A 25,984-nucleotide genomic window follows, 5' to 3' on the forward strand; every position below is an offset into this window, starting at 1 on the left:
ACCCTCATACTCACTATCTTATCACGTACCTGCTACCATCCTTAATCCACGATCTTATCCTTAGTGGTAAGTAATACCAAAATTGCAATTAAACACCTATCTTTTATATAATATTTATAGCAGTATAGTCCGTATAGAGACTATATGCACAGGTTTGAGAAAATAACGGCAGATAAGAAAATCACTATTAATAAGCAAACTGTTTACAGATTACTAGAATAATAAATTTTAACATTGCCTGCCGTCAGTTTGTAAGGAGTGCTTACAGCTTTTATAAGGTGGGGAGAGGGAGTGATTTTATGGAATATCATGTGTCAATGCGAGGGAATGATCAGGCAAAAGGAACATCGGATCAACCATTTCGTACAATATCACGAGCAGCGGCTCTTGCCATGGCTGGTGATACGGTTACTGTTCATGCTGGAGTATATAGGGAATGGGTTAATCCGGCTAATGGAGGAACAGAAGATCATAGAATAATATATAGATCCGCAGGCGACGGTGAAGTAGTCATTACAGGGGCTGAACGTATTTCCGACTGGAAAGCTGAAGGAGACAGTGTTTGGATCACAGAAATACCTAATTCCATATTTTCTGTTCGTAATCCCTTTGAAGAAGAGCTCAGTGGAGACTGGCTATTTGACGGAGCTTTCCCGGTTCATCTCGGTGATGTATATTTGGATTGCAAATCCTTGTACGAATGCGATAGTGTTGAAAAGGTACGTAAGCCCGAAGTTTGGCCCGAAGCCAAATATCCAAAGGATTCACTACTAAAATGGTATGCCGAAGTTGGTTCTACAACAACAAAAATTTGGGCCAATTTTGGTGGAAAAGATCCTCGTAAGGAAAATGTAGAAATTAATGTCCGTCCTTATTGCTTCTGGCCTGAGAAACCAGGACTTAACTATATAACCGTAAGTGGATTCACACTTCGTCAAGCATCTCCTCAATGGGCACCGCCAACTGACTACCAGGAAGGTTTGATCGGACCTCACTGGAGTAAGGGTTGGATTATTGAAAACAATATGATCAGTGAATCCAAAAGCGTTGGTATCAGCCTAGGTACTGAAATCGGTACAGGTCACGCTAAGTATTTGGACAAGCACATTAAAGGTGGTACACAACGTGAGCAGGAAGTTATCTTGCGAGCATTACGCTCTGGATGGCATAAAGATAGCATAGGCAGTCATATCGTTCGAGGTAATGTGATCCACGATTGTGAACAGGCAGGCATTGTGGGGCATATGGGCGGAGCATTCAGCCACATTTATCAAAACCGTATTTACAATATTCACCACAAGCGTCTCAGACATGGTGCCGAAGTAGCTGGAATCAAGCTACATGCTGCCCTGGATACTCAAATTAGCGAAAATATATTCTATAGCTGTTACCGTGGAGTTTGGCTTGACTGGCAGGCACAGGGTACCCGCATTAGCCGTAATGTATTTTTTGACAACATTTCTGAGGACTTCTTCGTTGAGGTTTGCCATGGTCCGTATATGGCTGATCATAATCTGTTCCTCTCACCGATGAATTTCAGAAATATGGCACAGGGTGGAGCATTTGTCCATAATTTGTTTGCAGGTAGATTTGTGGTTCGTTCCGAGATTACCCGCACTACGCCGTACCACTTCCCTCACGAGACAGCAATGGCAGGTTACTCCAACATTACTGGAGGGGATGATAGGTATTATAACAATATCTTTTTGGGGGATAATGATGCTAACACAGAATCTGTCCCAATAACCTTTTTTGAGCATCTTCCGCTTAAACCCAGGGATGAAGTTGGAGATGACGGAAAGACTGTCATGGATGGTGTTCCGGACAATTCCATTTGCTATCTGCACGCTGTGGGACTGGGAGGCTACGACAAGCATCCTGATGCAAAAGATAAGAAATGGTGGGAATACAGCAATGAGGAGCTTGCTGAGATTGGAGATGCCGCAAAGGATTTCTTTATAGGAAATGCAGTTCTTCCGGTGGCTATGGGAGGAAATGTATACCTTAACAATGCGGTTCCAGGCAGTCATGAATCCAATGCAAAGATATATGAACAGAAAGGCATCAAAGTGGAGATTAATCCTGCACAAGGCAGGGTGCAAATACAGTTCAATGAGCCCAAATTGCTTCGTGGAGCCTCTGCAATGTTGGTTACCACCGACCTACTTGGCAAGACTTATCACGCCGATATGAAGTTTGAGCAACCAGACAGCACTCCATATCGTTTTGACTCCGACTTTTTCGGGATAAAGAGACCTGATGCAGATGTCACACCCGGTCCTTTTGAATTAACAGAAAATGGTACCATTGATTTTGAAATTTAGTTTATTATTGAAGATCCAATCGTTTTAAGTGATTGGATCTTTATTGTTTTAGCTTTTTCTTATGTCTATACCATATAGTAAATTTAAGATTTACATACCCCTTTCTCCAGTGTTCAGAATGTATTTCATATCTTATTTCTGCACGTTTGTGTTTAGGAGACCAATCATTAAAGCCCATAGTCCCAATAATCCCTTGATGTCCCTTTAATTCAATTCCCCACCGTACTCTCTTTTCTCCTTGTAACTATTTGCAAAAAAATCAACAAAAGCTTCAGCTTGATGAATGTTTGTCAATGTATCTTGTCCATAATATCGAGTCACATCTTCATTGGAAAAGTAAGAGAATATACTGTCAGCATCATCTTTTGAGATTTCTCTTAAGGAATCACTATTTCTCATCTTTATATCTATGATATTTATATCCTCTTAAATACTGCCCTGTTTGTTTAATAAAAGTGGACAGATTTAAACTCTCTGCCAACGAAACTAGAGGATACAGGTTGTAGTTCCACTTCTCTCGACCAAACTGAAAGTTGGCCGATATGATGAATTTCGTGTGCAATAATATGGTGAAGTATGTCATTCACAGTGTATTTTGCTTCAGCCCAAGGAACACTGACACACTTTTCTTTTAAGTCATTTAAATTTATTTTTAGAAATTCAATTATTTCAATATGTAATTTATTTGAAAGAAATTTCACCTATTCAAGTGTATTATAATCAGCAAACTGAAATACTACATCCTCTTTCCCCTGAATACCACGAATCCAACTATATTCCACATCAATTATATGGAAAAGTGTATATAAAATATTTCCTACTCCACCTTTACGATTCATTAATAAATCCTCAATTGTTAATTGTTTACACCAGTCAAACCACTCATCTCTTAGTTCATTCTTTTATTTAAACAGTTTGGTGGTTTAATCTCTCAAGCTCTTCTTCAATTCTTACTGTGTCAATTCGTTCAAACAAGGGTTCTACTTTTGACAAATGCTGCGATTTAACAAAAAATGCACTCCAATCATTCTTTGTTGTATTTATCATTTCCTTTACCTTTTCGCTTGAAAAAGGAAGGAATGGAGTGAGGATATGAGCTAAATTTGCAATTAGAAAAACACAATCCGCAAGAGTTTGTTTACAAGACTCGGTATCATCCTTTATTTGTTTCCAAGGCTGTTGTTCATCAAAGTATTTATTCGAGAATCTAACAAGCTCAAATACTTTATCTAATCCTTGTTTGAATGAAGTTGCTTCAATGCAATAACCCACTTCTTTATATAAACGATTAATTTTATAATGTATATTCGAAGTTATTTCTTTTTCAGGGATTACCCCATCGAATGACTTTTCAATAAATTTCAAAGTCCGATTAACGAAGTTTCCATAAGCCCCCAATAACTCGCTATTATGGCTATAAATGAACTCTTTCCAAGAAAAATCAGCATCTCGGTTCTCTGGTGAGTTAATTGTTAAGAAATACCTAATAGAATCTGGTTCGTATCTTTCTAATATATCTGGAATCCAAACAGCCCAATTATTACTTGTAGATAATTTTTTCTTTTCCAGGGTCAAATACTCGTTTGAAACAATATGTGTTGGCAATGGGTCTTTTCCAAGACCAGCAAGAATTCCAGCCCATATAATCGAATGGAAAGGGATATTATCTTTCCCGTGAACATAATAAGATTGAGCCGAGGTGTTCCAAAACGTTGAGTCATCACTTTTTGTTTCATTAGCCCATAGTTTACTTGCTGTATAATATCCTGATACAGCCTCAATCCAAACATAGATTTTCTTATCTTCATATCCAACAACTGGAACACTTACCCCAATAGGCAAATCCCTTGAAACGGCTCTATCTTGCAATCCTTCCTTTAAATAGCGTTTCGTTAGAGAAATAGCATTTTCCCTCCATCGCTTCTTGTCTTCAGCTTCTTGAGTATAGTTGTCCAAAATATTTTGGAAAGAGCTCAAAGAAAAATAAAAATGCTCTGTAAACCTTGTTGTAGGCGGATTTCCGCATATTTTACATTTTCTATCCAGCAGTTCAAGTGGCTCTAACACGCTGGAACAAGCGTCACATTGGTCACCCCGAGCATTTGCACCACAATGAGGACACCCCCCCTCAACATAACGATCGGGTAAAAATTGCTGATCATATTCACAATAGGTTTGTTCAATTTCCTTTTTAAAGATGTATCCTTTATCAAGCAACTCTAAAAATATCTCTTGAACGATTTTATGGTGATGTGTCGTATCGGTTCTTGTATATATATCATATGTGAAGCCTAATCTTGTAAAACAATCTGCAAATTCCTGGTGATAACGGTCTGCAATCGCTTTTGGAGTTACACCTTCTTGTTTTGCCCTGATTGTAATAGGAGTTCCATTACAATCACTTCCCGAAACATATAAAACTTTTTCTCCCTTTAACCGGTAATATCTCGCAAGAATGTCTCCAGGCAACAAACTTGAAATATGACCTAAATGTAATGAGCCGTTCGCATAAGCCCAAGCCCCACCAATAAATATACTCATTAATAAAAACCTCCCGATATGATTATAATTTTTGAAAACAAAAAAACCTCGCCCTTAACTGTAATAGTTAAGGACGAGGTTTGAATTTCCTCGTGGTACCACCTTAATTTGCAAATAGCTCACACTATTTGCCTCAACAAGTACGGAGTATTATTAAAATGGCTACTCTTATACTGTGACATTGATAACGAGTGCCAAATCCCGTCGTATCCTACTAATCCATAAAGTACGTTCAGTACGAAGCTCAGAGACCATTGTTCAAATGAATGTTTTTGCTTCTTTTCAGCTACCGAAGCTCTCTGGTGAAAAACTATAACATTTTACTTTTTCTCTTCTTTGCTTTTGGTTTTAATTACCAATATTTTATTCAAAATTTATCTTAAAGTCAACTTTCATATTTCGAAATATTTTTACTTTTACAAATAAAACGAAATGCATATTTAACTAAACCGCCCATAGCTTAACGTAAATTCTTCAACCATTGTTCATCCCACTGAAAATATACTTCTCTATTTTCCTTTTGAAGGAATAAAGATTTGGGGTAAGGTAAAGCTAGTTCGGGCATATTTTCAGCACTAAAATAACGTAGTTCAGTAGTTTCGTTATCTATTGGACTAAGTTTACCACTTTGAATAATACACTCAAACATCAAGACGTTATATTCTACTTTATGACCATTAGGATATTGGTAACGATAGTCTTTCCCACCAAATACACCTAATAACTTTTTAGGCACAACATATAATCCTGTCTCTTCCCATACTTCACGAACAATTGCTTCGGCAGGTGCTTCTCCAAGTTCAATTGCACCAGCAGGAAGGCTCCAGTTTTCACCATTCCTTTTGTTTTGTAATAAAATTTCTCCTAACTCATTTCTAACAATCCCTGCAACACTCGGCATAAAAATTAGTTCATTACCTACTTTTTCACGGAGTTTTTTGTAATAATCCGACATTCCCATTGCCCAACCACCTTGTGTTATTTATTTCTAAAAGTAAATTCTAGTCTATATTCCGAGAGGCTTCTCCGGTAGCACTAGAAGCATCTGCTCTTTTTCCGAGAGGCTGTAAAATAAAGCCCACCGTTACTTTAAGTATATTAGTTCACAAAGACTGTTTATAAGTTACAAGAAAAGGTGCCAACAAAGAACCTATTATAAAAATACAAATAGCTATTCCAAGTGTCATAAGACCATTGCTACTAAAAGGGGAAAGTAAATAACCGAAGGTGAGCATTGGAAGAATAGTAAAAGAGACAAAAATTAACCTGCTTGGTATTGTTATCCCGTGTATTGTATCACATTCGTTACATTTAATAGGTTTATAATTCTCCCAAAAGGATTTATAGATTTTACTCCAACTAAAGTGTGCATTGCATTTCCCGCATCTTTTCATAATAATCATCTCCATTAATATCTCTGAATTTCCTAAGGCTTTGATTTATTAACCTGCGCAATCAATTCATCAATGGTTCCGATACATTGCCTAACTTCAGATAAATGGTAAAACGTACTGGTTGTTTCGAATTTATTTACTTCTTCATTTTGGGAATAGAGATAAATTCTTTTTCCTTGTCCCAGTGCAATCCCAAACTCAATATGACTTCCTTTACCTGCTGGTAATAAAACAATGATAAAATCTGCTTCCAATACAGCATTCCTTTCTTGCTGTCCTATTTCTTTTAAATCCTGAATCGTTGAAGCTCTATCATTTTGTGTCCAATCATATGTTTGAATGAAACCTTTATTTATTAACACATTACTAACGTAACGAACTGTATCTATATTTTTAAAGCTCGATGCAACATAAAACTTTTTCATAAGTATCAAATCCTCCTTAACACTCAAACTTTACCTCAAAAAACCAATCCTTCTTCAACGTTACTGAGCCTATACTTCTACAACAATAGGCACTAATCCTGCTTGGATCAGTGCCTATTGTTATTCTAGATTTGCCTCTTTAATACAAAAAGTTATCTTTAAATAGTTCTTTCGACGATTAGCCTTGCTTTTTCATCAAATTGGTTATGGAATTCTTGTAGTAAAAAATATTTATGTCCAAGACTTTCGCCATCATTTATATAGGTATCTATCCTTGTGAATAAAATGAAAGAACACCTACTAATACAAAGAAAAGTTGTATAACTACACCTACGATACTACAAACCATTCCTGTTGTAGCAAGACCACTACCTTCCTCATTTTTGTTTTGGATTTCTGCCTTTGCTTTTTTCGAAAAAATAATTCCTATAATACCAAGATCTCCCTTTCTACCTTCATAAATTTCTTATAACCAGAAAAGCTACCTGGGAACTTTGCTTCCATTTCTGCTTTCATTTTTTCCTTGTTTCTCGATGGAGAAAAGGTCAAGTCTCCAAATTTCAATGTATATAAAGGATCAATTTCCTGTAGTTCCATATAATCCTGTAAACGACGTCCACTCATCTGAAATAATTCTTCAAGGATGGAAGGCATCATAAAGAAAGTGGGACCTAAATCAAAGGTGTAATCAGCTAGAGTGAGTTTTGACGTCCTGCCGCCGATAATTGGTTGCTTTTCATACACATTCACCACATAGCCCTGAAAGAAGCATAGAAACTGCTAGCCCACCAGGACCTGCGCCAATCACTGCGATCTTTTTCCTCTTTGTCAAATTAATCAATCCTCCATCACCATTATACAAACATTATACATATCTGTATAATGTTTGTATAATGTTTGTATAATCCGCTAACATCAACATATTTCTAGGAATTTTGATTAGACATAGAACTTTGTACAACCTTCGTCTAAGCTGTTTCAACTGCTGAGATAATCTCCGTTACAAGAAAATAACAACAAGGAGACAGGGAATTTCTCAAAATAAGAAAACAGAAATGACAGAGACTTGAAAAGGGGTTGTGGTGTTCTAGAGAGAATAAAAAATCACCTGCACATAAGTGTCAGGTGATCTTTAGGTTTCTTCATACATAGAACAGATTTTTTCAACTCCTATTTTCAAATTAGTACTCAAAACTGAACTACTAGTATTCTTTGCTAGGTACTTTTTTGTGAAATTCAGCCTTCCATTTATCCTCCAAAGAAAAAATCGATAACATTAGATGCTGTTGACGCATTTTTATTATAAAGCTCCGAATAACCACAATTCTTACAATACACAACAATAAAACGATTATGTTGAATATCAAACATTTTTGATAAACCTGTTCCGGTTGTAGCGATTTCCTTTGTACCCGCTTCTGTCCCACCACATTTTATACACCCTTTTTTGTTCAAGTAATCTCCTCCTAACCATTGTATAATTGCTATTAACTACCAATATATGAAATGTTGAATTCTCTTATTTTCTTTGTAAACCAATAATAAATTGCCGCAAACTTCCCGTCTCTGTCTAAGGTTATCTTTTCTCCGTCTTTAAAGTAGATTTCAAAACTAGACATTTTTTCTTCTTTATTAGCTAAATGGTAAATTACTTTTTCTACTTCTTTCCAACTGTATTCTTGTTTTTCGAGTGAGTAAATATTACTGTAGGTAATTCCACTATCACTTAAATGCTTATAATAATTAGCTCCATATAAGATAGGGAAGAAGCTAACTACAAATAACAAAGTGCTAATTACAATCGATTTTTTATTAACATTCAAAGCATATAGTAGCAATCCTGCAACCACCCATAAAATAAATCCTGCACCTTATAATAAATAAGAGCCTTTTGGAAGTTGAATGAACCAGGTTTCAGTTGTATGATGCATAAAATCAGATATCAAGAACGGGAAAAGACCTAATGCAAAAGGAATTGAGATGGCAACAATAATAGATGCTACCGCAAATATGTGCCTCTTTTCATAGTATTGTGATTTCTCCATGTATTACCTCCTTTATATCTTTTCAAAAGCTTAATACATATACGCGAAAAAAACTTGTAGGTTTCAAAATTTTCCAAATACGTTTATTAATATTTATAAGTTCCTTTTCTTGAGATACAATGATTCATCATTATACAATTAGTTCGTATTTTAATCGAAATGAGGAAGAGGGAGAACACTTGGAGAATCTTAATGGATTTATCGGAAGTTGGATGAGTCATCGAAAAGCTTTAATGGAGTTATTGGATGTTGTTGACAGTGAGCATTTAAATTACAAACCTTGGGAAGATGCAATGTCATTTTCTGAACTTGTTATACATATTACCAGCTCAATGGATATGTTTGCCCAAACAGTAAAAAGTGGTGAATTTACACCACCAAAAGAATTAAAATCCTTTGCTACCTTGGATGACCTTAAATTAATTGTTCAATCTGAAACTGAAGAGACAACAACGATTTTACAATCCTTAAATTCAGAGCAACTAAGCCAACTTATTGAGTTTTATGGAATGAACTTACCTGGTATGACACTTTTAGAAAATGCTAAGGACCATGAAATCCATCATAAAGGCCAAATATTTACATATGCCCGCATGACAGGCGCACAAAACTTGCCTTTCTTCATTAGTAGATCATAGATTTTATCCTTAGTCCTACACTTCGCTTGGATTAAATCCAAGCGGTTTTTTATTATCTTGATTACTAATATTATCGTTATTTATTCCTAGAAAACTTCAATTACTACTATAAGAGTTGTTTCGGAAAATTCACTCCTACTTATTATTTAAATTTAACTTAGTCTCATTTTCAGCTATTTTTCTTAATTCTTTGGCACGTGTAGTAATAAACTCTCTCATATACTTCTCTAAAAACATTTTATCAGCCAGTACACCCACGATTCCAAGTGGAGATTTATATCTAAATAAATCAATCATAACGGTTCCAGCCGAATGTTCCTTAAACAAATGTGTGTGAGTGAATGAATGGAAAGCTCCTTTGACCATCACATCTACGAATTTAAACGGTTTTTCCATTATAGTAACTTCTGCTGTCAATCTTTGTTTTATACCAAAATGAATGGCTTCCCAAGTTACAAAGTCGCCTTTCTCAAGTAACCCTTCAGTCACGCCAGCAACTGCTCTCTCTTTTGTCTTAATAGTTGTTCTTGTATGGATCTCTACATTTCTAGCAAGATCAAAACAAACCTCTACAGGTGCATTAATATATTGTTGATGTTCGATAAGTGGCATTTCAAGTACCTCAATTCCCCAGAGATCTATAATCTCTTATATGTAATAAAAAGCGGAACAACAACACACCAGTTATTCACCATCTTTTATCAACAGTTCCTAATTCCCCCAAAATGAAAGGTATTTCTGATAACTCATCAATAATACCATCTGCATCAACATGATTCCATTGAGAATCTCTCTTCCAAATTGCTTTCATTCCAACACTTTGAGCAGCTTTAACATCATTTTCTGGATGATCACCTATGTATATACTTTCATGTGCTGTTACACCTAATCTTTCTAATGCTCTATTAAAAATTATAGCATCTGGCTTTTTAGTACCTTCCCACTCTGAGATTAGTATCGTGTCAAAATACTTTTTTATGTTTAATGTCTCTATATTATCCATTTGAAATTGTCCATATCCATTTGTGATCATACCTAAAAAGAGATTTTCACTCTTTAATTCTGATAACATTTTAAATAATCCTGAAAATGGGACACAACAATTTTTAAACTCAGCAATATAATCCGATAGCAAATCTTCTGGAGAAAGAGCTATTATATTAAATTCATCGGCTAATTGTGTATATACTTTATCTTTCCACACATACCCGCGTCGGTCCAATTCTATAAATCTAGAAACATACTTCTCTTTCGGCATATGTCCTAGCTGATTTATTAATCTATCATATTGAAGATTAATAAATAGTTTTAATGACTCATCTCGATTTAATAAAGTCCCATCTAAATCAAATATGACTGCTTTAATCATGTATATGTTTGCTCCTGTTCCTTTTCTCTTTCGTTAGCCTATATTGTACTGAATGAACCTACTAAAATCTCATCAATGTTGACTTTTTAAGGCGGCTGAAGGATTTTAGTACAAATCATTACTTCATGTCTTCTAATTCCTTTTCTATTACTTCGTTACTCACTCTTTCGAATTCAACATCCTTCACGTTAAGGTGTTTAGAAATTAACCTTAATTGATATTTTATGGTGGAAAGACTATAAACTACATATAAAACAAATAAGATGTTCATTACTAACCAAAACAATAATAAAATCTCCTTTAGAAACTAAAAGACTAAAAGTCTGTCGTTCCAAAGTTATGTTTATTAGTCGCTGTGAAGTCAACGGTTCATCTAAATCACAATTAAACTATACTACAGACTTAGAAAAAACTTCCATAGCTATTTTCGCTTATAACGCACAGGTAAAGAGAGAAGAATCATTAAATCTATTAACAAGATGTTAAATGGAAGGGTGACTTCCTTTTGAGAAAAAGAAACACCTCCTACCCTCACATATTTAAAAATATAGCGAATTATGTTAGTGAAAGGGTAAGGTGAGACAAAATGAATACACAGAAAACGAAATTATCATACGACGAAATTGATAAATTACTTGAATCTATGGATAAAGATAAACTAATCGATATAAAATGGAAGTTGGTAACCGAAGAGGAAATCGAATATCTGTTAAAAACACATTAATCTAGGGAACTTTTTTTAGATTTGCTTATTTTCAGAGTTATCTTTCATAGTGATATGCAAAAATGCCCTCTTGCATAGAACGCATTTAACATCAATGAAGAAAACGTGAAATGAAACATCTGGATACAAATAACATTTCTCCCTTTATTTCACCCCGTTAGGGTTATTGCGCTATTTTAGCTTAAAAGGGATAAAGCTCTCAATCTAGAAGACAAAGAAAAATCTAAACAGAGAATTAACCCCCATCATATAATCGTATTTCTTTAACGTATTATTTTTCAGAGCGAGACCATATAACGACCGGAATCAGAAGTAAAGATAAAAATCCACCAACTAGTGATAATGTGGCGTAACTTGTGTTAGCCATCACCATGCCTGACATTGCTCCCCCAGTGGCTCCTGATAGTGCAATGAATACATCTAATGTACCTTGCGTTTTTGCTCGTTTTGAAGGTTCAGTTGAATCAACAATTTGAGTAGTCCCACTGATTAACCCAAAATTCCAGCCAATACCTAGTAAAGATAGTGCAATCAATAAAGAGATCATAGATTCTCCTGGTGCTATTCCAGCCAATACTCCTGCAAGAAGAAGTGTAACCCCCGAAGCAATAGACATTGCAGTACGACCAATCCTATCAACCAATACACCAGTAATAAGCGAAGGAAGATACATTGAACCGATATGAATCCCAATAACAAGACCAATTGCATTAAGTCCATGGCCATGATGCTCCATATGTACAGGTGTCATAGTCATAATCGCAATCATCACCATTTGAGTTATGACCATAATTGTTACTCCGACTGTAATACCTCTCCTATTTGTAGGTAAATCAACCGCCAAGGAGGATTCTTCAGGATCAAGATTCTTTTCAGGATGGAAAGTTTTCATGGTTTTTATTAGTAAAAAGGGATCTGGACGAAGCATTAAAAGAATGACGATTCCAGCTAAAATGAATGCCGTTCCTGACAATATAAAAGGTCCTGCTAGTATCGGAATACCAATTGACTTTGCAAAATCCCCCATTACACCGACTAAATTAGGACCTGCAAATGCACCAAATGTGGTAGACACCATTGCAATGCTTATCGCTGTAGCTCGCTGATTCTTTCTTGCTAAGTCCGTGCCAGCATATCGTGATTGCAAATTTGTTGCTGTACCCGCTCCGTAAATTAAAAGAAATAAAAATAACAGGAATATGTTATTCAAGACCGCAGCGATTACTACACCAATGGCACCCAGTCCTCCAGTAAAAAAACCTGCTGTCAAACCTATTCTTCGACCATACCGCTGTGAGAGTCTACCTACTAAGAAAGCAGACCCCGCAGATCCTAGTGTAAATAAAGCTGCAGGTAATCCCGCATATGCATCTGTTCCCATCATTTGCTGAGCTAAAAGTGCTCCTACAGTTATTCCAGCAGCTAAACCTGCTCCACCAAACACTTGTGAAATACTCACGATTAATAAAGTACGCTTATATAACATCCTTTGCTTTTCTGGAGAGTTTATATAACTATCTACTAATTCGTTATCTGTACTAGACATTTTTACACCTTCTTTATTTGGTCAAGCGAATTCAACCATAACCTACTGTAAATTTAAAATCTAATCTACTCTAAACACTTGAAGTTTTAAAGTAACTTCTCAAAACAAATATATTCTTGGTGCCCCTTTGGTTTAGTTGCAAAAAAGACACTTCCTCTTTTTTGATAATTTAGATTTTCGTATAATTGAATAGCCCCTACATTTCCTGAAAATGCATCCAATCGGATACTATTATAACCTTTTAAACTAGCAATCTCTTCACATCGTCTTACGAAGTGTTTCCCGATTCCCTTTCCCTGATACAATGGATCAATCATTAATGAATGAATAATGATTGGATTAATTCCTAGCCAAGAAATATCATTCCATTCTTCTGATTCCCATTCATTAAGTACAACATGTCCAATGATTTCATCTTCCCTCATAAGTACACGTATAGATCCTGCCGATTTATACATTCCTTAAAATAATCAACATTAGGATACTGTTCATCCCATTGCAATATATCATTCTCGAATAAACGTTCTCGACACGCTAAGTAAAGATTATTGATTTCGTTTATCATAGAATGCTTTGCTTTTACTATGTCATCCATTTTAAACTGCTGCATCATCATTCTCCCATTTATTAAAATATTATCACTTGTTATTATTAAAATTATTTGCCACTATATCTATACAATAAATCTTCCTTGAATTTATATCCACTGTTTTCTCGTCACCTACTCACACTGTACCTATTTAGTCCATTTTTCATAAAAAGTCACAAAAGGGCTCATCCTTCTGCAACTAACTTTTTTTAATCACGTCATTATAAATGAGGTGACTAAAATGATAAAAATAAAACGTTTGATACAAATTGCTTTATGTACAATGTTAATTGTTTCATTATTTTTTTTCGGAAAAGGGGGTGGATTTGCCGAGGGTAACTCTATCGTCATAAAAAAAGGAGATACATTATTTAGCATATCTAAACAATACAGCATATCGGTTAAGGAGTTAAAAGAATATAATCAATTAAGTAATAATACGATTTATGTTGGTCAAGAGCTAATGATTCCTCATTTAAAACAACTCGACCCAATGTATGTTGTAATAGCTGGTTGATTTGTTAATAAAGAGAATGCAAATAAACATATTTCATTATTGAAGGAGAAAGGTATTGAAGCAATCACTGTAAAAAAAGTCATAAACAATAAAACGTACTACCGTACCCAAGCAGGAGTTTTTTCAAACAAAAGACATGTAGAAATACAAATAAAGATGCTGCATAATAAGGGGATAAAAGATAGTTATTTTTTAACTGTTAAACCTCTTCATATTCATGGAATTACTAGCGGGTCAATGTACACCCAGGTTTTACATCAATTTGGCAAACCATTAAAAAAAGAGGATCATTTGAATAATCGTTCTCTGTATTATACCAATCGTGGTCCGGGGCTCATCATAAATTTCAACATGGAAAATGGATCATTATTCGGTTTTCAAGTGTATCCGGAATATTTAAAAAGCAACACGCTCCCTACAAATAAACAAAACATTATTAATTTGTATGGATACCCGAATGAAGTAAAGAGCGCTTCATGTTATGAAAGCGCAACATGTGAGCAATTAATCTATACGTTTAATGGAAATAAATTAATCGTACAAATCGATCGAGATGGTAAGTCAGTCCAATTTTTAGATTTAAGAAAGCTGAAATAACATTTCTCACCATTGTCTCAACGGAAAAATGAGGATATCTCCTTATTTTTCCGTTTTTAAATTGAGACGTAAAGGGAGTTCCCTTCGTCTAACTTGTATAATGTAATCAAAATACCCACTTGGAGGTTCGAATAGATGAAGAATAGGATGTTACTCGCTTTTTCATTGGTTTTTATATGTTTTCTTATTTCCGGTTGTCAATTAAAGGATTCCAGCAATTTAGAAGATGAAGGAATTTTTAAAGTTAGTATTTCTCCTTCCATTGGTTTCGGTAACGTAAATACTGATTTTTTTGCAGAGTTCAACGATGAGCACAATCTTGAAATTTTTAACAATATTATCTCTAACGCTGTTTTAGAAAAAGGAATTGTGAACATGGCTGAACCTGAGTTTGACATAGAAATCACCTTTTCCAATGGAAATAAACAAGGTTATCATTTATGGGTAAGTGAAAACGGACAACAAAGCACCTTGATGAAAATTGAAAATACACATATCATCTATTCTATTCCAAAAGAAATGACTAATCAGTTGATTCCAATCGTTAAATAGGAAAATAAAAGAGCTCTCTTTATAGAGGTCTTTTTTTAGAAAAATTCATCAAGAAGTTGATAATACTCAAGTTTCTCCTCGTTTATTTCTGCTATTCCATACTCCTCAAAAAAGGATTGAATATATTCCTCACCCAACTTAGACGTGATGCTTCTTACAGCCAAAGCCAAATCTTGATATTTATCAGCCACTCCAGCTCTCCCCAAATCAATAAACCCACTTATTCTGTCCTTGTTAACAATGATATTAGGAAGACAATAGTCTATATTTTAGTTCTTTACCCAGGCGTTAAATCCTTCTTTGTCATATCCTTTCCCTGCTAAAAATTGTTGTAACTTTTATAGAATGATATTCGACATATTGTTTGTACGGGAGGGAAGAGAATGATGGATAAGGTTTTTCAAGAGCTCTATGATAAATATCATCTTGATGTTTTTTCATTTTTATATTATATGGTCAAAAATCGCCAACAAGCTGAAGATCTAGTTCAAGAAGTATATATTCGAGTGTTAAAATCCTATCATCGATATGAGGGAAAAAGTAGTCAAAAAACCTGGCTTCTTTCAATTGCACGACATGTTGCGATTGATTCCTTCCGTAAGCAGAGAGGACTGAAACAACTGATATTACACTCATTTGATTGGGAGCGCCAACAACTTGAAGATCAGGCACCACTTCCAGAAGAAATCGCTCTTCAACATGAAGATACTCAAACCTTATATCAGTGTTTAGATAAATGCAGTATGGATCAACGTACCGTTTTAATCCTTAGATACATACAATCACTCTCTATTACAGAAACGGCTGAAACTCTTGGTTGGACAGAAAGTAAGGTGAAAACAACACAACATCGAGCACTTAAAATACTTAGAAACTATATGGAAATGATGAGAAAGGAGGAACTATATGATGGAAGAATACGAATGGAAGGATCTTCAAAGTAAGCACCTTTTAAAGCAGCTACCAAAAATAATAGATAACCGAGCTCCCGACGAAATCTATCATAATATACAAGTAGAACTTACGATTAAGAAAAAACCATCCTGGATTATTCCAAGTGTTGCTTCAGCTGCTGCTATTTTACTATTCTCTCTAATCGCACCTTCATTTTTAAAGGATTACGCTTTTTTAAGTCAGTTTGATCAAGAGATAGTTCAGACTGAAAGTGTTGGCCAAAGTGATGAAGCACATGATAGCTTTAGGTCTTTAGAGATTGCAGATGAACATGTTCCAAACCACATCCTCACTCATGTACCAAATAATCAAACGTTGTTAACCTATGGTATTCCGGATACAATGGGCCAAAACGTCATTCCAATAAGTATTCTTGTAGACACAAATAAGGAACAACAATTAAACCTACTAACTTCTAATATAAATCAAATACCAGTTTCTAAGCTCGGGTTAGGTGATTCTCCTTTAAGAGATTTAAGTTTTTCACAGGAAGAACGAGTGATGCAAACAGGGAATAAAGATATAAAAGATGGGTTCCATGTGTTGATTGATGGTATTAAAGATCACACCCTTACCGGTTCCTCCTCTTCCCAAGTATTTGAGAAGTCTGTCGAAGAAACATTTCGTTGGTTTGGGTATAAAGGTGCTGAATATATAGGTATAGAATCTGACAAGGGTTTATCAAACGGACAGTCATTAATTGCTAACTCTAAGAAAGGTTACTTCCTTTATCAACTTGATGAATCTTATCCAATTTTACTTACACCTTCACCGGAGGAGTTTGAAAGCTTTGATGATGCTCTAGACTATATGAAAAATAATATTGATGAATATGAACTTAAAGCTTCTATAGGTAATGATGTGATCATTGAAAAAACTGAACATCTACACGATACTGTTGTAGTTCACTTTAAGGAAGGCAGCGAGCTTGCATTTACACAAGAAACCGTATTAATGTTAAATTCGATTATGATGACTGCAAAAGAGTTTGACTATACTTTCATTCGTTTTGAAGGTGCTAATCATGTCAAACAAATTGGTAACATTGAATTTGGTACTGATCTAAAAGTTCCTTTAGCACCAAATCCAATTTTAATCGATGAATCATAAGGCTTTCATTATGAAAGCTTTTTTAATTTCATTTAAAAATAGACCAACTCCTCCCTATACAATTTTAGTTTTATAGTTTAATATATATTCACATTAGTAAGGTGAATAACAAGAGGTGAGTGAAATGAGTCGTCAGATACAAACGTTTATGTTTTATGTAATTCTTCTTGGGATCACTTTCATTCCACTTACCCATAACGGTGTTGCTAATCCTTTCGATATTCCAATGATTATCAATGAAAATATCGGTGAAAATTCTTCTCCACTATCTAATGGAGATACATCTAAAGAACCTAAAAGTCTGTTATTGTCTGTATTATTTATTCAACAAATTATTGTAATTACTAGTATCATATTTATTCTTTTTACTATAACGATCTATTTATTAAAGAGAAAAATTCTACTTTACCCAGTTAACTTTGGGTCATGGTATATGAGAAAAACGTCTCCACTTTAATTTAACAAGGGGAGGCGAAATGATGGTTATTCGATTATTAATTACCTTTTTCTCAGTCACTGCTTTAAGCCTTTGGACTTATCAAGGACTAGAAATTTTTTATGCCATTTCTGAACTTTTTAAGAAAAATTAAGCAATGCATCAAAAAAACTGTTGAGCACACATCACTCAACAGTTTTTTTACTTTATTCTTTTTGCTCTTCAACCCACACTTCAATTACTTCACCTGCATCATTTTCATCGATGACAAATGAGCCATTACTGTACCGATCATTTGGCCTTAGACCAGATGCATTTATTTTTTCAATTAATCCATTTTTGGTTTTAATAAAAAGGGTATCTGTTAAGTTAACAAAATGACATCCAACGATTCTATGTGGATTTGATTTAAGTTCTCTAAGCATCACAACTCCCCGCTTTGCTCTTGAAGATTTATCAAATTCACTTAGTCTCATTTTCTTCATTGCTCCTCTTTGAGTAACAATAACGACATCTTGCTTTTCCTTAACCAGTTTACCGTTTACTACAACATCATTGTCTTTTAAGTTAATTGCCTTAACTCCTGCAGCTCTAGCACCAACAATATTAACTTCTTCTTCATTAAACCAAAGGGCATATCCCGCTTGAGTTGCAAGGAACACTTCTTGGTCCCCAGTTGTTAGATGGACATCGACAACTTGATCATCATTTTTAAGATTTAATGCAACTAGCGCTTTTGAATAACGCTGTGCTTTATATTGAGAAAGCTCTGATTTTTTTATCATTCCATTTTTAGTGATAAAGACAAAGAATGCTGGTGCATCAAAGTCCTTTACAGCAATCGCATCAATGATGAATTCATCTCGTTCAATACTAATTATATTTGCAATATGCTGCCCTAAGTCTTTCCAGCGAATATCTGGTAGTTCGTGAACAGGGCAATATAAATAATTACCTTTATTTGTGAACATTAATACAACGTCAGTGGTATTGATTTCAATCTGTTTTAGTAAGCGGTCAGTATCCTTCATGCCAAAGTCTTGACCGTTAGAGGCAGCGTACGAACGAAGACTTGTGCGTTTCACATAACCTTCTTTTGTTACAGTGACCATAACATCTTCAGATGGAATCATAACCTCTAGGTTAATCTTAATTTCTTCGATTTCATTTTCAATCTTCGACCTACGATCATCGCTATACGTTTTCTTTAATTTCTTTAAATCGTTTTTAATAACAGCGGATAACTTATCTTCGTTATTTAAGATTTCAAGGAGTTCTGTAATTTTATCATTTAATTCAGCTGCTTCTGCTTCTAACGCTGTAATATCAGTATTTGTTAAACGATATAATTGCAAAGAAACGATTGCTTCAGATTGTGGCTCTGTAAATTGGTATTTAGCCATCAAATTATTTTTAGCATCTCGCTTATCTTTTGATGCTCTAATTGTCGCAATAACTTCATCAAGAATAGATAAAGCTTTAATAAGCCCTTCTACTACATGCTGACGTTCTCTTGCTTTTTCTAATTCAAACTGTGAACGTTTCGTTATTACTTCTTTTTGATGGATAATATATGCATCAAGAATTGGTAAGATTCCTAGTAGCTTTGGTCGTTTTTCATGAATGGCAACCATATTAAAGTTATAGGCAATTTGCAAGTCTGTATTCTTATAGAGGTAGTTTAAGACACCTGCTGCGTCTGCATCTTTTTTTAGTTCAATTACAATTCTAAGTCCGGTACGGTCTGTTTCATCCCGAACTTCACTTATTCCTTCAATCTTTCGATCTAAACGGAATTCATCCATTTTCTTTACAAGGTTAGCCTTGTTAACCTCAAATGGTACTTCTGTAATCACTAATTGCTGTTTTCCACCTCGAAGATCCTCAATTTCAGCTTTACCTCTTACAATAATCTTGCCTTTTCCTGTTTCGTAAGCCTTTTTGATTCCTTCAATACCTTGGATAATTCCACCTGTTGGGAAATCAGGTCCTTTTAAAACCTTCATAATATCCTCAACCGTAGATCCCGGTTCATTAATTCTTTTCACAACTGCATCAATAACTTCTCCAAGATGATGAGGCGGGATTTCAGTCGCATACCCAGCAGAAATTCCTGTTGAACCATTTACAAGTAAGCTCGGGAACTTAGCTGGTAAAACAACTGGCTCCTTACTTGTATCATCAAAGTTAGGTACAAAATCTACCGTTCTTTTATCAATATCCTGAAGTAGTTCTGATGCAATCGATGATAATCTTGCCTCCGTATAACGCATCGCTGCTGGAGGATCTCCATCAATACTTCCGTTATTACCATGCATCTCGATAAGAAGATTACGCACCTTCCAGTCCTGGCTCATTCGAACCATCGCATCATATACAGATGTATCACCGTGTGGGTGGTAGTTACCGATTACATTACCTACTGTCTTAGCTGACTTTCTAAACCCTTTTTCTGAAGTATTCCCCTCTACATGCATCGCATATAAGATCCTTCGTTGTACGGGTTTAAGACCATCTCGAACATCAGGTAATGCTCTTTCTTGAATAATGTATTTACTATAACGTCCGAACCGGTCACCTAGTACATCTTCAAGAGGCAAATCACGAAATGATTCGGGCTGTGTCATAAATTATTACTCCTCTCCTGCGACCGATAAATTCTCATTATCTAATATGTTTGTGTCTTCATTTAATCCGAATGCAACATTGCTTTCAATCCACTTACGACGTGGCTCTACCTTATCTCCCATTAGAGTTGTCACTCTACGTTCTGCTCGTGCGGCATCATCAATACGAACACGGATTAAGGTTCTGGTCTCTGGATTCATGGTTGTTTCCCATAATTGATCTGCATTCATTTCCCCAAGACCTTTGTACCTCTGAATCATATAGCCTTTACCAATTTTACTAATAGCACCTTGTAGTTCATCATCAGACCAAGCATACTCAATGACTTCTTTCTTCCCTGTGCCTTTACTAACTTTATAAAGTGGTGGAAGAGCGATAAACACCTTACCCGCCTCTATTAAAGGTTTCATGTAACGGTAAAAGAAGGTTAATAATAATACCTGTATATGGGCTCCATCTGTATCCGCATCCGTCATAATGATAATCTTATCATAATTGATATCCTCAACTGAAAAGTCAGCCCCAACTCCACCGCCAATGGCATGGATAATCGTATTGATCTCTTCATTTTTAAAGATATCTGCGAGTTTCGCTTTTTCAGTATTAATTACTTTTCCTCGTAGTGGAAGCACTGCCTGGAAACGTCTGTCACGACCTTGTTTAGCAGAACCACCCGCTGAGTCACCCTCAACTAAATAGATTTCATTTTTTTGCGGGTTTCTTGATTGAGCAGGTGTTAACTTCCCACTTAAAATCGCTTCAGATCGTTTTTTCTTCTTCCCACTTCTTGCATCTTCTCTTGCTTTTCTAGCGGCTTCACGTGCCTGGAATGCTTTCACTGCTTTTTTTATCAACAATGATCCATTTTCAGGATTTTCCTCTAGAAAGTAAGCTAAATTCTCAGAAATGACTGAGTCAACAGCGGATCTAGCTTCACCCGTACCTAACTTTCCCTTTGTTTGACCTTCAAATTGAAGAAGATTTTCTGGGATACGAACAGAAATAAGTGCTGTTAGTCCTTCTCTAATATCTGAACCATCTAAGTTTTTATCTTTTTCTTTTAATAAAGCTACCTTACGGGCATATTCATTAAAAGCCCTGGTCATCGCTGTTTTTGCACCAGCTTCATGGGTACCCCCATCTTTGGTTCGTACATTGTTAACGAAAGATAAAACATTTTCAGAGTATCCATCATTAAATTGAAAAGCAAATTCCACTTCAATTCCATTTTGTTCGCCTTCAAATGAAACGACAGGATGTAAAACATCTTTTTCTTCATTTAAATACGTAACAAATGCTTCGATCCCCGTCTCATAATGAAAGATATCATGAAAATCATTACGATCATCAATTAATTCTATTTTTAATCCTTTTAGAAGGAATGCAGATTCTCTGAGCCTCTCACTTAACGTTTCATAATTGTACGTAGTAGTACTGAAGATTGTTTGATCTGGCTTAAAGTGAATGGTCGTACCAGATTGATTTGTTTTCCCTGTTTTTTCGAGTGTTGTTACAGGCTGGCCACCATTTTCAAAACGTTGCTCATACACAAACCCATCACGTTTGATTTTAACAATTAGCCACTCGCTCAACGCATTAACAACTGAGGCACCTACACCATGTAAGCCCCCACTCGACTTATATCCACCTTGTCCAAACTTTCCTCCAGCATGGAGGACCGTTAAAATCACTTCCGGTGTGGGCTTACCTAACTTATGCATTCCTGTAGGCATTCCACGTCCTTTATCCTGGACACTGATACTATTATCTTTGTGAATTTTTACGATTATATGATCACCATATCCTGATAGCGCTTCATCGACTGAGTTATCGACAATTTCATAAACGAGGTGGTGTAGTCCCCTGGTATCAGTACTACCAATATACATCCCAGGTCTTTTTCGAACAGCCTCTAATCCCTCAAGTACTTGTATCGCATCATCGTTGTAATCAAATTGCTGCTGTTTTGCCAAATAACATACCCCTTTCCTAAACACTCGGACGTATCGTCGTATTTCTTTTTATCGACTACGTCGTCCTTTCCCTTGTTAAAGCACCCTAGTAAGTGAACACCATTTTCATTTAATATCTGATGATTTTAATATCATTAACTTTACTTATAGTCGAATTAAAGAACAGCTTGTACATTGCCAAGCACAATAAGTATGATCTTAAATCAAAACCAAGTTCCATATACTGGCTTTAACTTTACTAATTGTTTGAGATTTAAGAAGAAACCTCGTTAAAAACACACAAGAACGTCTGTTTCTATTTTTAAAGACACCTATGCTTTATTTTATATGGTAAATCAATTTTAGCAACCCTCTATTAGAAAAAATTAAAAAAATCCTCGTTTTTCACAAGGATTATTAGTACATTAGCCTCTATTTTGTCAATGCATGTTCAACTTTGATGCATCGGTCCATAATGACAGTATAGCCTAAATTCCTCAAATATGTGTAAGCTTCCTCGTTTGCTAACCCAAGCTGTGCCCAAAAAACATCTGCATTTATATCGGCAAACTCCTTCGCGACATCAAACAAATGTTCTGAACGACGAAATACATTAACAATATCTACATGTTCTTTAATCTCGCTTAGTGAGGATACTGCCTTTATACCAAAAACTTCATCGACTACAGGGTTAACTGGGGTGATTCTGTATCCCGCATCTAACATTGCCTTACTAACCATGTAGGAAGTTCTCTCTGGATTATCAGATAGACCGACAACAGCTATATGTTTGCTTTTTTTTAGAATTTTACCTAACTCTTCTCTTGAAGGGATTTCAATTGTCATCTTAAGGCCCTCTCTTCCATTTACTTAGTAGTTAGTATTTCTGTATACATATAGGTTATTCCTGCAAGAATTTATTCAATATTTATGGTTCTTTTCTCATTACTTGGAATCATTATTTTCTTTTACAGGATTCTTCCTTGATAAGGATTCATTCATCTCTGTCCAAGCTTTATCGTTTGCGAATGACCGAGTCCATGCAGCAATGCCAGCTAGATTGTATTCATGAACTAGCTGTACTCGTTTTTCTAGAGATGTTTCATCCTCCAACCAGACTTTATACAACGTTTTTTCTTTTTCGTCATAATATTCAGCAAAATTCTGTCCTGTTGCTTTATCATACTCAACTTCTAATTTGTTTTCATCAATCCAATCCTGAATTTGGTCCATTCCATATGCTTTAGAAGAAACCTCAATATTTCCTCCATCAGTCTCTTTTTCCTTCCATATTCTAGAATACAATGGAATTCCAAGAATTAATCTTTCACTTGGAACAACTTCTAATAGATTTCGTAGGTTTTTCTCAACCCAAGGTAAACTAGCTACACTTCCTGCTTTCGGTGATGTACCCCAATGTTCATCATAAGCCATGACAACCATGTAATCGACAATCTCAGAGAGCTTCTCGCGTTCGTAAAATTTTGACCACATAGGACTATCCGAAATAAATGTAACATCCATCGAAACCACTAAGCCCGCTTCATGCAAATATGGTGTTGCCTCTCTAACAAATTGAGTAATTAATGGCCCATCCTCCTCATAAACATTTTCAATATCAATATTGATGCCGTCTAACTGATAGATTTCTGAATAGTGAAGAAGCTGAGAAATCATCTTTTTTCTTGTCTCAAAATCTTTGAATGCTTCATGTGTTTTGTCAGGGTCAAAATCATTAGAAAATAAGCCCCATATGTGATATTTCTGTTCCTTAGCCCATTTAACATATTCATCAGAACCTAGGTTTGTGATATCACCTTTTCCATTTTTTAACGAAAACCAAGTTGGTGAAACTACGTTTACCCCTGGCATCACATTTAGTTTATTTACATCAGGATTTGAAGAGTACACCGCTTCCCATACAAGATGAATTGGCCATTTCAAGTTAGGTGGCGCCGGTACTTCTTCCCTAGCAATACGTATTTTCTCTGTATTCCCTAATTTAATATGACCTTTTTCAATAAATCCACCTACACCGTTGTCTTTACGGACATAATAGAATCCTTCTTCCTCAAACTCAATGATCACTTTTTCCTCTACTTCTACTTGATCAAGATAAGGTGTGGTCACATTAGGCTCAGTTCGTAATCTTAGATCATCTACCTTATCGTTTAACTTGACAGACCCATTAATCAGAACATCACCATCGAATCTTACTACATGAATACCTGACTCTTGATGGATTTCAACCTTTATTTGAAAAAGATCCTCAAATGTTTTTAAATCGAGATAAGGTTCTTCTTGATCTGAAATGAATACTGGAACCTCCAAATTCAGAGGTTCTTCATTTACAAGATACGTGAGTGAGTTGGAGGGCATTTGAAGTACTTTATTCTTTGTTGTTATAATTACTGAATTTGTCGCCGCATCCAAGAAGATTGAGTCATCAATATACTCCTTGACAAAATCAAGCGGGAAATAACTAACACCGTTTTTAATCACCGCTTCACTTTTATATATTTCACCATTAGCCACAATCGGAAATTGCTTATTAGTATATATCACTTTTTCCTTTGATGGAAAAGGGTAGATTAATAGAACAATGCTTGAGATAACTAGAAAAAGGGAACCGATGAACCCTAGTATTATCATCTTCGTTTTAGTAGAACGTGTTTTCGTCATCATTTGAGACATACAATCTCCTCCCATTACTATGGTACGAAATTTAGCTTCATTTGAAAAGGTGAAATCCGTTTCTACCAATTTTTTTGTATAAGCATGTATTTTTAAAAATTAAGTGGTACAATAAGATTGGAAAAATAAAGCACCATTGAAGTACATATTTAAAGGAGTTTTCACATGACCTTATTTGATTTTATATTCATTATTGCAGCATACTTACTTGGATCCATTCCTTCCGGGTTAATCGTAGGGAAATTAGGATATGGAATTGACATACGTCAGCATGGAAGTGGAAATTTAGGTGGGACCAATACCTTTCGTACATTAGGTAAAAAAGCCGGTATTATAGTAACAGTTGCAGATATCCTAAAGGGCACGTTAGCTGCCTCTCTACCTTTCTTCTTTGGAACTGATTTAGTTTCTATTCATCAATTATTATTTGGATTAGTTGCAGTTGTGGGTCATATGTACCCTATATTTGCAGGTTTTAAAGGCGGCAAAGCAGTGGCAACATCTGGTGGAGTCATTTTAGCTTATCATCCCATTTTATTTCTAACAGTTGTTATTTTCTTTTTCCTTGCATTATATCTTACAAAATATGTTTCTCTATCTTCAATACTAACTGGAATTTTCGCCTTAATCTTTAGTCTTTTCACTAAAGACATTCCATTAATCATCGTGATTGCTCTCTTAGCTCTATTTGTGATTTACCGTCATAGAGCAAATATTAAAAGAATCATTAATAAAACTGAACCTAAGATTAAATGGTTGTAGCTAAAATAAATGAAAAAACAAACGCCAAGATTCCTCTTGGCGTTGTTTTTTTACACTAGTTTGTATTTAGGCCAGAAGATTTTTTGTGTTATCAGCCTTGTAATGGTGCTCTCCAAATCTTATCAGTATAGTGATCCACTTAATCTGTGGTTTCAATAATAATAAAAAAGACCAAGTCACGATGGGC

General features: G+C 35.3%; 31 protein-coding genes, 2 pseudogenes and 1 other annotated feature. Of the genes and pseudogenes, 10 read left to right on the plus strand and 23 right to left on the minus strand.

Features of this window, described 5'->3' with window-relative positions:
• Positions 1-299 precede the first annotated feature (299 nt).
• Positions 300-2,324 (plus strand): right-handed parallel beta-helix repeat-containing protein, encoded by a 2,025-nt coding sequence (locus BK579_RS15115; protein ID WP_078546842.1) that lies wholly within the window; start codon positions 300-302, stop codon positions 2,322-2,324.
• Positions 2,325-2,364: 40 nt separating this feature from the next.
• Here the strand turns inward: BK579_RS15115 and BK579_RS26445 are convergent, their stop codons facing one another.
• The 12 genes and pseudogenes from BK579_RS26445 to BK579_RS25665 all read right to left on the minus strand — a co-directional run bounded on the left by BK579_RS26445 (position 2,365) and on the right by BK579_RS25665 (position 8,729).
• Positions 2,365-2,502, minus strand: coding sequence for a hypothetical protein (locus tag BK579_RS26445; protein WP_235848441.1), 138 nt, complete (start codon positions 2,500-2,502; stop codon positions 2,365-2,367).
• 26 nt (positions 2,503-2,528) lie between these two features.
• Positions 2,529-2,723: a GNAT family N-acetyltransferase gene (locus tag BK579_RS26450; RefSeq protein WP_235848442.1), complete on the minus strand. Its 195-nt coding sequence runs from the start codon at positions 2,721-2,723 to the stop codon at positions 2,529-2,531.
• A gap of 47 nt (positions 2,724-2,770) precedes the next feature.
• Positions 2,771-3,220, minus strand: a pseudogene (locus BK579_RS15125) (DinB family protein); the annotation flags it as partial.
• Positions 3,221-3,230: 10 nt separating this feature from the next.
• Positions 3,231-4,865, minus strand: a complete 1,635-nt coding sequence (gene metG / locus BK579_RS15130; protein ID WP_078546844.1) for a methionine--tRNA ligase — start codon at positions 4,863-4,865, stop codon at positions 3,231-3,233.
• A 66-nt stretch (positions 4,866-4,931) separates the two neighbouring features.
• Positions 4,932-5,211 (minus strand) — a binding site (T-box leader).
• Between the two features lie 114 nt (positions 5,212-5,325).
• Positions 5,326-5,826: an NUDIX hydrolase gene (locus tag BK579_RS15135; RefSeq protein WP_078546846.1), complete on the minus strand. Its 501-nt coding sequence runs from the start codon at positions 5,824-5,826 to the stop codon at positions 5,326-5,328.
• A 142-nt stretch (positions 5,827-5,968) separates the two neighbouring features.
• Positions 5,969-6,274, minus strand: a complete 306-nt coding sequence (locus tag BK579_RS27080) for a TIGR04104 family putative zinc finger protein (RefSeq protein WP_078546848.1) — start codon at positions 6,272-6,274, stop codon at positions 5,969-5,971.
• A gap of 17 nt (positions 6,275-6,291) precedes the next feature.
• Positions 6,292-6,684, minus strand: a complete 393-nt coding sequence (locus tag BK579_RS15145; RefSeq protein WP_078546850.1) for a group-specific protein — start codon at positions 6,682-6,684, stop codon at positions 6,292-6,294.
• A gap of 268 nt (positions 6,685-6,952) precedes the next feature.
• Positions 6,953-7,147 carry a DUF4190 domain-containing protein gene (locus BK579_RS27085; protein WP_078546852.1) on the minus strand — a complete coding sequence of 65 codons (195 nt, stop codon included), beginning with the start codon at positions 7,145-7,147 and terminating at the stop codon, positions 6,953-6,955.
• The gene (locus BK579_RS15155; RefSeq protein ID WP_078546854.1) at positions 7,111-7,428 is read right to left on the minus strand and encodes a hypothetical protein; all 318 of its coding nucleotides are present in this window, start codon (positions 7,426-7,428) and stop codon (positions 7,111-7,113) included. Before BK579_RS15155 ends, BK579_RS27085 begins: the two co-directional genes overlap by 37 nt.
• 504 nt (positions 7,429-7,932) lie before the next feature.
• The gene (locus tag BK579_RS15160; RefSeq protein WP_078546857.1) at positions 7,933-8,139 is read right to left on the minus strand and encodes a zinc ribbon domain-containing protein; all 207 of its coding nucleotides are present in this window, start codon (positions 8,137-8,139) and stop codon (positions 7,933-7,935) included.
• A 32-nt stretch (positions 8,140-8,171) separates the two neighbouring features.
• On the minus strand, positions 8,172-8,522 hold the full coding sequence (locus BK579_RS15165) for a hypothetical protein (RefSeq protein ID WP_078546860.1): 351 nt from the start codon (positions 8,520-8,522) through the stop codon (positions 8,172-8,174).
• A gap of 33 nt (positions 8,523-8,555) precedes the next feature.
• Positions 8,556-8,729 carry a hypothetical protein gene (locus tag BK579_RS25665; RefSeq protein WP_169891158.1) on the minus strand — a complete coding sequence of 58 codons (174 nt, stop codon included), beginning with the start codon at positions 8,727-8,729 and terminating at the stop codon, positions 8,556-8,558.
• A 179-nt stretch (positions 8,730-8,908) separates the two neighbouring features.
• On the opposite strand from BK579_RS25665, the gene BK579_RS15170 reads away from it, so the two are divergent.
• Positions 8,909-9,367 (plus strand): DinB family protein, encoded by a 459-nt coding sequence (locus tag BK579_RS15170; protein WP_078546862.1) that lies wholly within the window; start codon positions 8,909-8,911, stop codon positions 9,365-9,367.
• A gap of 135 nt (positions 9,368-9,502) precedes the next feature.
• On the opposite strand, the gene BK579_RS15175 is transcribed toward BK579_RS15170, so the two are convergent.
• The 3 genes from BK579_RS15175 to BK579_RS25670 all read right to left on the minus strand — a co-directional run bounded on the left by BK579_RS15175 (position 9,503) and on the right by BK579_RS25670 (position 11,022).
• Positions 9,503-9,979 carry an SRPBCC family protein gene (locus tag BK579_RS15175; RefSeq protein ID WP_078546864.1) on the minus strand — a complete coding sequence of 159 codons (477 nt, stop codon included), beginning with the start codon at positions 9,977-9,979 and terminating at the stop codon, positions 9,503-9,505.
• Positions 9,980-10,055: 76 nt separating this feature from the next.
• The gene (locus tag BK579_RS15180; protein ID WP_078546866.1) at positions 10,056-10,736 is read right to left on the minus strand and encodes an HAD family hydrolase; all 681 of its coding nucleotides are present in this window, start codon (positions 10,734-10,736) and stop codon (positions 10,056-10,058) included.
• A gap of 118 nt (positions 10,737-10,854) precedes the next feature.
• Complete coding sequence (locus tag BK579_RS25670; protein ID WP_169891159.1) at positions 10,855-11,022, minus strand: hypothetical protein; 168 nt, start codon at positions 11,020-11,022, stop codon at positions 10,855-10,857.
• A gap of 300 nt (positions 11,023-11,322) precedes the next feature.
• Between BK579_RS25670 and BK579_RS25675 the strand changes: the two genes are divergently transcribed.
• Complete coding sequence (locus BK579_RS25675) at positions 11,323-11,460, plus strand: hypothetical protein (RefSeq protein WP_169891160.1); 138 nt, start codon at positions 11,323-11,325, stop codon at positions 11,458-11,460.
• Positions 11,461-11,731: 271 nt separating this feature from the next.
• Here BK579_RS25675 and BK579_RS15185 read toward each other — a convergent pair whose 3' ends face one another.
• The 3 genes from BK579_RS15185 to BK579_RS25680 form a co-directional block, all read right to left on the minus strand.
• Positions 11,732-13,006: an MFS transporter gene (locus BK579_RS15185; RefSeq protein ID WP_078546868.1), complete on the minus strand. Its 1,275-nt coding sequence runs from the start codon at positions 13,004-13,006 to the stop codon at positions 11,732-11,734.
• An 86-nt stretch (positions 13,007-13,092) separates the two neighbouring features.
• The gene (locus BK579_RS15190) at positions 13,093-13,464 is read right to left on the minus strand and encodes a GNAT family N-acetyltransferase (RefSeq protein ID WP_078546870.1); all 372 of its coding nucleotides are present in this window, start codon (positions 13,462-13,464) and stop codon (positions 13,093-13,095) included.
• Entirely contained in the window at positions 13,428-13,616 is a 189-nt protein-coding gene (locus BK579_RS25680; protein ID WP_078546872.1) for a hypothetical protein, read from the minus strand. The genes BK579_RS15190 and BK579_RS25680 overlap by 37 nt, the downstream gene beginning before the upstream one ends.
• A 238-nt stretch (positions 13,617-13,854) precedes the next feature.
• Between BK579_RS25680 and BK579_RS15200 the strand changes: the two genes are divergently transcribed.
• The 3 genes and pseudogenes from BK579_RS15200 to BK579_RS15210 all read left to right on the plus strand — a co-directional run bounded on the left by BK579_RS15200 (position 13,855) and on the right by BK579_RS15210 (position 15,261).
• On the plus strand, positions 13,855-14,112 hold the full coding sequence (locus BK579_RS15200) for a LysM peptidoglycan-binding domain-containing protein (protein ID WP_204524725.1): 258 nt from the start codon (positions 13,855-13,857) through the stop codon (positions 14,110-14,112).
• 12 nt (positions 14,113-14,124) lie between these two features.
• Positions 14,125-14,709 (plus strand): annotated as a pseudogene (locus BK579_RS15205) (SPOR domain-containing protein); the annotation flags it as partial.
• Between the two features lie 135 nt (positions 14,710-14,844).
• Entirely contained in the window at positions 14,845-15,261 is a 417-nt protein-coding gene (locus tag BK579_RS15210) for a YhfM domain-containing protein (protein ID WP_078546878.1), read from the plus strand.
• Positions 15,262-15,296: 35 nt separating this feature from the next.
• Here the strand turns inward: BK579_RS15210 and BK579_RS15215 are convergent, their stop codons facing one another.
• Positions 15,297-15,527, minus strand: a complete 231-nt coding sequence (locus BK579_RS15215) for a phosphotransferase (protein ID WP_078546880.1) — start codon at positions 15,525-15,527, stop codon at positions 15,297-15,299.
• Between the two features lie 93 nt (positions 15,528-15,620).
• On the opposite strand from BK579_RS15215, the gene sigX reads away from it, so the two are divergent.
• The 3 genes from sigX (at position 15,621) to BK579_RS15230 (ending at position 17,782) form a co-directional block, all read left to right on the plus strand.
• A complete protein-coding gene (gene sigX / locus BK579_RS15220) occupies positions 15,621-16,205 on the plus strand; it encodes an RNA polymerase sigma factor SigX (RefSeq protein WP_268876558.1) in 585 nt (194 codons plus the stop codon).
• Positions 16,168-17,325, plus strand: coding sequence for a hypothetical protein (locus BK579_RS15225; RefSeq protein ID WP_139365108.1), 1,158 nt, complete (start codon positions 16,168-16,170; stop codon positions 17,323-17,325). The genes sigX and BK579_RS15225 overlap by 38 nt, the downstream gene beginning before the upstream one ends.
• 124 nt (positions 17,326-17,449) lie before the next feature.
• The gene (locus BK579_RS15230; RefSeq protein ID WP_078546886.1) at positions 17,450-17,782 is read left to right on the plus strand and encodes a hypothetical protein; all 333 of its coding nucleotides are present in this window, start codon (positions 17,450-17,452) and stop codon (positions 17,780-17,782) included.
• 185 nt (positions 17,783-17,967) lie between these two features.
• Here BK579_RS15230 and parC read toward each other — a convergent pair whose 3' ends face one another.
• From parC to BK579_RS15250, 4 genes are all read right to left on the minus strand, one after another.
• The gene (parC, locus tag BK579_RS15235; protein WP_078546888.1) at positions 17,968-20,388 is read right to left on the minus strand and encodes a DNA topoisomerase IV subunit A; all 2,421 of its coding nucleotides are present in this window, start codon (positions 20,386-20,388) and stop codon (positions 17,968-17,970) included.
• 6 nt (positions 20,389-20,394) lie between these two features.
• Positions 20,395-22,362: a DNA topoisomerase IV subunit B gene (gene parE / locus BK579_RS15240; RefSeq protein ID WP_078546890.1), complete on the minus strand. Its 1,968-nt coding sequence runs from the start codon at positions 22,360-22,362 to the stop codon at positions 20,395-20,397.
• Between the two features lie 411 nt (positions 22,363-22,773).
• Complete coding sequence (locus BK579_RS15245) at positions 22,774-23,187, minus strand: CoA-binding protein (RefSeq protein WP_078546892.1); 414 nt, start codon at positions 23,185-23,187, stop codon at positions 22,774-22,776.
• Between the two features lie 99 nt (positions 23,188-23,286).
• Positions 23,287-25,035 carry a glycosyl hydrolase family 18 protein gene (locus BK579_RS15250; RefSeq protein WP_078546894.1) on the minus strand — a complete coding sequence of 583 codons (1,749 nt, stop codon included), beginning with the start codon at positions 25,033-25,035 and terminating at the stop codon, positions 23,287-23,289.
• 165 nt (positions 25,036-25,200) lie between these two features.
• Between BK579_RS15250 and plsY the strand changes: the two genes are divergently transcribed.
• Positions 25,201-25,797: a glycerol-3-phosphate 1-O-acyltransferase PlsY gene (plsY, locus tag BK579_RS15255; RefSeq protein WP_078546896.1), complete on the plus strand. Its 597-nt coding sequence runs from the start codon at positions 25,201-25,203 to the stop codon at positions 25,795-25,797.
• The last annotated feature ends 187 nt before the right edge of the window (positions 25,798-25,984 follow it).

This window comes from Litchfieldia alkalitelluris, from assembly GCF_002019645.1.
In the GTDB taxonomy this organism is placed as follows: Bacteria; Bacillota; Bacilli; order Bacillales; family Bacillaceae_L; genus Litchfieldia; species Litchfieldia alkalitelluris.

Bases quoted from the DNA above. Each gene is read 5' to 3' on its own strand.
- BK579_RS25665 (WP_169891158.1), bottom strand. From the start codon at position 8,729: ATGGAGAAATCACAATACTATGAAAAGAGGCACATATTTGCGGTAGCA.
- BK579_RS25680 (WP_078546872.1), bottom strand. From the start codon at position 13,616: ATGCAGCAGTTTAAAATGGATGACATAGTAAAAGCAAAGCATTCTATG.
- metG (WP_078546844.1), bottom strand. From the start codon at position 4,865: ATGAGTATATTTATTGGTGGGGCTTGGGCTTATGCGAACGGCTCATTA.
- BK579_RS25675 (WP_169891160.1), top strand. From the start codon at position 11,323: ATGAATACACAGAAAACGAAATTATCATACGACGAAATTGATAAATTA.
- BK579_RS26445 (WP_235848441.1), bottom strand. From the start codon at position 2,502: ATGGGCTTTAATGATTGGTCTCCTAAACACAAACGTGCAGAAATAAGA.
- BK579_RS26450 (WP_235848442.1), bottom strand. From the start codon at position 2,723: ATGAGAAATAGTGATTCCTTAAGAGAAATCTCAAAAGATGATGCTGAC.
- parC (WP_078546888.1), bottom strand. From the start codon at position 20,388: ATGACACAGCCCGAATCATTTCGTGATTTGCCTCTTGAAGATGTACTA.
- BK579_RS15115 (WP_078546842.1), top strand. From the start codon at position 300: ATGGAATATCATGTGTCAATGCGAGGGAATGATCAGGCAAAAGGAACA.
- BK579_RS15225 (WP_139365108.1), top strand. From the start codon at position 16,168: ATGATGGAAGAATACGAATGGAAGGATCTTCAAAGTAAGCACCTTTTA.
- BK579_RS15175 (WP_078546864.1), bottom strand. From the start codon at position 9,979: ATGCCACTTATCGAACATCAACAATATATTAATGCACCTGTAGAGGTT.
- BK579_RS15210 (WP_078546878.1), top strand. From the start codon at position 14,845: ATGAAGAATAGGATGTTACTCGCTTTTTCATTGGTTTTTATATGTTTT.
- BK579_RS15180 (WP_078546866.1), bottom strand. From the start codon at position 10,736: ATGATTAAAGCAGTCATATTTGATTTAGATGGGACTTTATTAAATCGA.
- BK579_RS15145 (WP_078546850.1), bottom strand. From the start codon at position 6,684: ATGAAAAAGTTTTATGTTGCATCGAGCTTTAAAAATATAGATACAGTT.
- BK579_RS27080 (WP_078546848.1), bottom strand. From the start codon at position 6,274: ATGGAGATGATTATTATGAAAAGATGCGGGAAATGCAATGCACACTTT.
- BK579_RS15245 (WP_078546892.1), bottom strand. From the start codon at position 23,187: ATGACAATTGAAATCCCTTCAAGAGAAGAGTTAGGTAAAATTCTAAAA.
- BK579_RS15185 (WP_078546868.1), bottom strand. From the start codon at position 13,006: ATGTCTAGTACAGATAACGAATTAGTAGATAGTTATATAAACTCTCCA.
- BK579_RS15135 (WP_078546846.1), bottom strand. From the start codon at position 5,826: ATGGGAATGTCGGATTATTACAAAAAACTCCGTGAAAAAGTAGGTAAT.
- BK579_RS15250 (WP_078546894.1), bottom strand. From the start codon at position 25,035: ATGTCTCAAATGATGACGAAAACACGTTCTACTAAAACGAAGATGATA.
- BK579_RS15190 (WP_078546870.1), bottom strand. From the start codon at position 13,464: ATGTATAAATCGGCAGGATCTATACGTGTACTTATGAGGGAAGATGAA.
- BK579_RS15230 (WP_078546886.1), top strand. From the start codon at position 17,450: ATGAGTCGTCAGATACAAACGTTTATGTTTTATGTAATTCTTCTTGGG.
- plsY (WP_078546896.1), top strand. From the start codon at position 25,201: ATGACCTTATTTGATTTTATATTCATTATTGCAGCATACTTACTTGGA.